Below are 6,125 nucleotides of genomic sequence, written 5' to 3'. Positions count from 1 at the left end.
CGGCCTGCGTCTGCTCGGCGCGCGCCGAGGCGGCGGCGGTCACGGTGCCGCCGAGGGCGAGCGCGAGCACCGCGACGACGGCACCCTGCGCGAGCCGGGCACCGAGGCCGCCCCCGCGGGGCAGCAGGTGCAGACGGTGCTGGGTGCCGCGGTGCAGGACGGCGCGCGTCGCGGCGGTGTCGGTAGGGACGCCGGCGGTCGGCGCCAGGGCGGTCGACGAGGCGGTCGACGAGGCGTGCGAGAGCGTGACCACCGGGGTCGCGGCCGAGTGTGCGGCGCGACGCGGACGGTCGGTGGTGCTGCGGGTCGCGCCGGTGGGCGCGGGGTCGGTGGCGCCGGTGGGCGCGGGGGTGGCGGACGGGACGACGGGGGTGGCGGCGGTGCGCGGCGCGACGTGCTTGCCGCCCCGCGACCGACGCGCCGGGATCGGCAATCTGTCACTCACGCGTTTCACGTTAAGTGAGTCGGACGGTCGCTCATGACACTTGAGGCGGGGATCGTGTGCCGATCCCGTCACGGCATCGTCACAGAATTCACAGGCTTGCCGAGGGGAAGCGCGTTCCCCCTGGTCAGGGGCGCGCCGAAATGCCATTTCGGGCGTTTCGGACATGCGCGACCGGCCGAAGATTGGTGGTGTGGCATTCGTCACGCAAGCGCGACAGTTGGGGGCCCTCGCGTCCCGTAGGCTTCCCGCGTGCCCGCCGACGCCCCTGCCCCGACCCCCGCCACGGGTGGCCTCGACGACCTCTACGACATCGGCCGCCTGGCCGCGCGGCTCGGCGTCGAGCACTCCACCATCCGCGTGTGGCTGTCCCGCAAGGTGCCGTGGCTGCCGCCCCCCGACGGGCGGCTCAACGGCGGCGCCGTGTGGCGCGCGACCACCCTCGACGGCATCGAGCAGCGCCGCACCCCCGGCCGCCCCGGACGCAAGCGCGCGTTCACGCCCGCACCCGCCGCGGCCGACGTCGCCCGCACCGGACCGCTCACCGGTCAGATCCCCGTCGTCGCCGCGCTGACGGGCCAGATCCCCGTCGTCGCGCTCACCGGCCAGATCCCGGTCGTCGCCACGGTCACCGGCCAGGTCCCCGCCGTCGCCGCCGGAGCACCTCCCCTCGGCTGACCGCCGCGCCGTAGGCTCGGCAGATGGGCGTCGGACCCGATCCCGCCCGCGCCGACGACGTCGACGAGGCCATGCGCACGCTCGCGCGCGCCCACTTCCTCCCGCCCGAGCAGCGCGCCCGCGCCGGCGAGGACCACCCCCTCCCCCTGTGGCACGGCCAGACGAGCTCGCAGCCCAGCACCGTCGCCGCGATGCTGCGCCTGCTCCAGGTGCCCGTCGGCGCGCGCGTGCTCGACGTCGGCAGCGGTTCCGGCTGGACGACCGCGCTGCTCGCCCGGCTGGTCGGGCCGACCGGCCAGGTGCTCGGGCTCGAGCTCGACGCCCGCCTCGCCGCGTGGGGCGGCCTCAACGTCGCCGCGTGGGAGATGCCGTGGGCGGTCGTCGAGCAGGCGCAGCCCGGCGTCCTGGGCCGGGTCGTCCCCGGCGGGTGGGACCGCGTGCTGGTGTCCGCCGCACCGCGCGAGCTCCCGCAGGCCCTCGTCGACCAGGTCGCCGACGGCGGACGCATGGTCATCCCGGTGCGCTCGACCATGCTGCTCGTCGAGCGCCACGGCGCCCACGTCGAGGTCAGCACGCACGGCTCGTACACGTTCGTCCCCCTGCGCTGACCCGGTCACCGGCGGCCGCTGCGGGTCCGGTCGGGAAAACCGACCAACACGACAGGCATGCACAGGGGTGACGAATCTCGTGACTGGTCAGTAACGTGCACGAGGCACCCGGTATCGCCGACGCAGGAGGCGCGTCGCGGCCGGGCGCGCGTCGGTCCTCTCGAACCAGGGATGTGCCCATGTCACGTCGTCCGTTGCTCGCCGCGATCACCGCCCTGTCCGTCACCCTCGGCACCGCCGTCCTCGGCGCGCAGGCCGCGGCGGCGGCGCCACCACCGGACACCCCGGTCGCGGGCGACCCGGACCGTCTCGACGCCCGCGCCTCCGGCCGGGTCAGCCTCGACCTGCAGCAGGCCGAGGGTCGGGTGACCGCGTTCGTCCAGCTCGACGCGAAGTCCGGCGCCGACGTCGTCGCCGAGGGCGGCACCCCCGCCCAGGTGCAGGCGCAGGCCGCCGAGACCGAGGAGCTCGCGCAGGACGTCGTCCCGCAGGAGCAGTCGGCCCGGTCCGCGAAGGCCGCGGCGCCGCAGCGCATCGCGACGCTCACCAACCTCGTCGCGGGCACGCTCGTCACGGGCGACGCCGCGCAGATCCGCGAGCTCGCCGCGAGCCCCGACGTCGTGGCGCTGTACCGCGTCGCGCGCAAGACCGTCGACAACGCGCACCAGGTCGAGTTCACGCGCGCGCTGGAGGCCTGGCAGAACACCGGCCAGACCGGCGAGGGCGTGCGCGTCGGCGTCATCGACACCGGCCTCGACTACACGCACGCCGACTTCGGCGGCCCCGGCACGGTCGAGGGCTACGAGGCCGCGTACGGCGAGGACGGGTCGCAGCCGGTGCCGGCGGGCTCGTTCGACCCCGAGAAGTTCCTCGGCGGGTACGACTTCGCCGGGCCGCTGTACGACCCCAGCAGCGACCCGCTGCCCGGCTCGCAGCCGTTCCCGACGCCCGACGACAACCCGATCGACTCGCCCTACACCTCGGACAACGTCGGCCACGGCACGCACGTCGCGGGCACCGCCGCCGGCTACGGCGTCGTGCCCGACGGCACGACGTTCGAGGGCGACTACTCCGGCCTGACGTCCGTCGCGGACTGGCAGGTCGGCCCGGGCACCGCGCCCGAGGCGGGCCTGTACGCGTTCAAGGTCTTCGGCGACATCGGCGGCTCCACCGAGCTGACGTCGCTCGCGCTCGACCGCGCGGCCGACCCGAACGGCGACGGCGACTTCGGCGACCGGCTCGACGTCGTCAACATGTCGCTCGGCTCCGACGGCGCCCCCGCCGACGACCCCGACACGCTCATCGTCGACGCGCTCGTCGCGCTCGGCACGGTCGTCGTGAACTCCGCGGGCAACGCGGGCGACATCACCGACATCGGCGGCTCCCCGGGCAACGCCGCGGGTGCGCTCACCGTCGCGAACTCGGTCGGCGCGCCGCAGACGTACGACGGCATCGAGGTCACCGCGGCGTCCGACGCCTCGCTCCTCGGCCTGCACGCCGGGCAGAACTCCGTCGCCTACGCCGGCGCCGACGTGACCGCCCCGGTCGGGTTCGTCGCCGCGACGTTCGACGGCTGCCAGCCGTTCACCCCGGCCCAGGCGGCCGCGGTCGCCGGCAAGATCGCCTACCTGTGGTGGGACGACGACGACGCCACCCGCCGCTGCGGCTCCGTCGCCCGGTTCGGCAACGCGCAGGCCGCCGGTGCGGTCGGCGTGCTGCTGCCCACCGAGCAGACCGTGTTCGCCGCGGGCATCTCCGGCAACGCCGCCATCCCGGGTGCGCAGCTCACCGCGTCCGCGACCGACGCGCTGCTGCCGGAGATCACGGCCGGGACGCTCAGCGTCCACATCGGCCCGTCGCTCGCCGGCGCGGTCGTCGCGGACCTCGCGGGCGACGCGCTCAACCCGGGCTCGTCGCGCGGTGAGCACGGCTCGCTCGGGCACGCGAAGCCCGACGTCGCCGCACCCGGCACGCTGATCTTCTCGGCGGCGTCCGGCACCGGCAACGAGCCGCACTCCCTGTCCGGCACCTCGATGGCCTCGCCGCACGTCGCGGGCATCGCGGCGCTCGTCCGCAGCGCGCACCCCTCGTGGGACGCCACGCAGGTCAAGGCGGCCGTCGTCAACACGGCGACGCACGACGTGTGGACCGGGCAGCAGCAGACGGGCGACGCCTACGGGCCGCGCCGCGTCGGCTCGGGCCGCGTCGACGCCGTCCAGGCCGTCGGCACGAACGTCATCGCCTACAACACGCAGGACCCGAAGCAGACGTCCGTGTCGTTCGGGGTCGTCGAGGTCGGTGCCGAGACCGTCGTGCAGAAGAAGACGGTCACGGTGAAGAACCTCGGCTCCGCGAGCGCCCGGTACAGCACGTCGGTGACCACGGCCACGACGACCGGGGACGCGTCCATCACCGCGACGCCCGCGTCGTTCACGCTGCCCGCGGGCGGTCAGGCGATCGTCACCCTGACGCTCACGGCCGACCCGGCGGGGCTGTCGCGCGACCTCGACCCGACGTCCGAGGCCGTCACGGCAGGCGTGCCGCGCGAGTACGTCTCCGAGGTCTCCGGACGGCTCGTCCTGACCTCCGGGTCGCAGGAGCTGCGCGTCCCGGTGCAGGCCGCGCCGCGTCTGGTCAGCGACCTCACCGCGAAGCCGGTGGCGTTCGCCGACCCGGCGGCCGAGACCGCCGCGCTGGAGCTCGACGGCCGGGGTGTCGCCGAGGGTGGCTGGTACTCCCTCACGACGCCGCTGGTCCTCGGTGCGACCGACGCGCGGCGTGACGCGACCCCGACCGGTGTCGTCACGTCGGAGTCGACGCTCGCCGCGTCCGACATCCGGTACGTCGGCTGGGCGTCCACCGCTCCCGAGGTCGCGGCCGCCGGTGGCGACCCGGCCGCCGAGGGCGTGCTCGGGCTCGGTCTCGCGACCGACGGCGAGTGGGCCAGCCTGGGCCTGAACTGGGTGCCCGTGTTCGACATCGACGCCAACGGCGACGGGACCCCCGAGTTCCAGACCGCGGTGCAGAAGGTGCCGGACACCGACATCACGCTCGCGAACACGTACGACTTCGACTCGGGCGACCTGGTCGACCAGTGGCCGGTCAACGGGTTCTGGGGCGACGTCGAGGCGGGCGTGTTCGACAGCAACGTGCTCGTCGCTCCCGTGACCCTCGCGGCGCTCGAGCTCACCCCGGGCACGACGCCGACGATCACGGCGTGGACCAACTCGCCGGACTACGCGGTCACCCCGCCGGTCGCCGACGAGGCCGACCCGTTCACGATCGACCCGTTCGCACCGCCGTTCTGGTTCGAGAACGACATCGCCGGGTCCTTCTCCACGCTCGGCACGGGTGACACCGCCATCCCGGTGCACCGGTCCGCCGGTGCCACCTCCGGCAAGCTGCTCGTGCTGCAGCACCTCAACGCCGACGCCGCGTCCCGTGCGCAGGTCGTCGACGTGACGGTGCCGGAGCCGACGGCGACCACCACGACGCTCAAGGCCAGTGGTGCGTCGAAGGCCGGCCAGGAGCTCACGCTCACGGCGACCGTCGCCCCCGCGGAGGCCACCGGCACCGTCCGGTTCCTCGACGGCGAGACGGAGGTCGCGACCGGCGCCGTGACCGGCGGCAAGGCCACCGCGAAGGTGCGCCTCGGTGCCGGGTCGCACGCGCTCACGGCGGTCTTCACGCCCGACAGCGCGCTGTTCGCGGCGTCGACCTCGCCGGTCGTCACCGTCGACCTCAAGAAGTCCGGGTCGTCCACCGCGATCACGCTGTCGCGCAACTCGGGGCCGTTCGGCACCGCGGTGACCGCGACCGTCACCGTCACCGGGTCGACGGCGGCGCCCGCCGGCACCGTCGAGGTCCGGGAGGGCAGCAAGGTCCTCGGGACGGGCACGCTCGCCGTCACCGGGCTCGTCGGCACGGCGACCGTCGCCCTGCCGCAGGACCTGGCCGTCGGGAGCCACCAGCTCACCGCCGTCTACACGGGCAGCGCGGACGTCGACACGTCGAAGTCGCAGCGCTCGTACCGGGTGACGCCGGCGGTCGCGAAGGCGGCGCTGTCCACCGAGTCGTGGACCGTCGTCAAGGGCTCGACGCCGACGGTCACCGTCACGGTCAGCGGTGCGGCGGGCGCCCCGGCGCCCACCGGCAAGGTCACGGTGCTGCTCAACCTCACGACGGTGAAGACCGTCGCGCTGGTCGACGGCTCCGCGACCGTCACGCTGCCCGCCGTGAAGGCCGGCGGCTACGTCACCGCGCTGTACGGCGGCGACAAGGGGTACCTGCCCACGGCGACCGCGCACAGCCTCACCGTGACGCGGTCCTGACGTCGGCCGGGCCGCTCACGCAGCCCTGACCTGCGGTTCCACCCTCGGGGGCGCGCCCCCGGGCGG

3 protein-coding genes and 1 pseudogene are annotated in these 6,125 nt (G+C 74.9%); 3 read left to right on the top strand and 1 reads right to left on the bottom strand.

Going from position 1 to position 6,125, the window contains the following annotated elements; genetic code table 11:
• A pseudogene (locus CBZ_RS09820) lies at positions 1-445 on the bottom strand (hypothetical protein); the annotation flags it as partial.
• 249 nt (positions 446-694) lie between these two features.
• Between CBZ_RS09820 and CBZ_RS09815 the strand changes: the two are divergent.
• From CBZ_RS09815 to CBZ_RS21985, 3 genes are all read left to right on the top strand, one after another.
• Positions 695-1,120 carry a hypothetical protein gene (locus CBZ_RS09815; RefSeq protein WP_130781381.1) on the top strand — a complete coding sequence of 142 codons (426 nt, stop codon included), beginning with the start codon at positions 695-697 and terminating at the stop codon, positions 1,118-1,120.
• Between the two features lie 23 nt (positions 1,121-1,143).
• Positions 1,144-1,728, top strand: coding sequence for a protein-L-isoaspartate O-methyltransferase family protein (locus CBZ_RS09810; protein WP_130781380.1), 585 nt, complete (start codon positions 1,144-1,146; stop codon positions 1,726-1,728).
• 179 nt (positions 1,729-1,907) lie between these two features.
• The gene (locus CBZ_RS21985) at positions 1,908-6,059 is read left to right on the top strand and encodes a S8 family serine peptidase (protein ID WP_130781379.1); all 4,152 of its coding nucleotides are present in this window, start codon (positions 1,908-1,910) and stop codon (positions 6,057-6,059) included.
• Positions 6,060-6,125 lie beyond the last annotated feature (66 nt).

This window comes from Cellulomonas biazotea, from assembly GCF_004306155.1.
In the GTDB taxonomy this organism is placed as follows: domain Bacteria; phylum Actinomycetota; class Actinomycetes; order Actinomycetales; family Cellulomonadaceae; genus Cellulomonas; species Cellulomonas biazotea.
The sequence above is the reverse complement of the archived record's forward strand: the minus strand, read 5'-3'. Positions and strand labels throughout refer to the sequence as shown.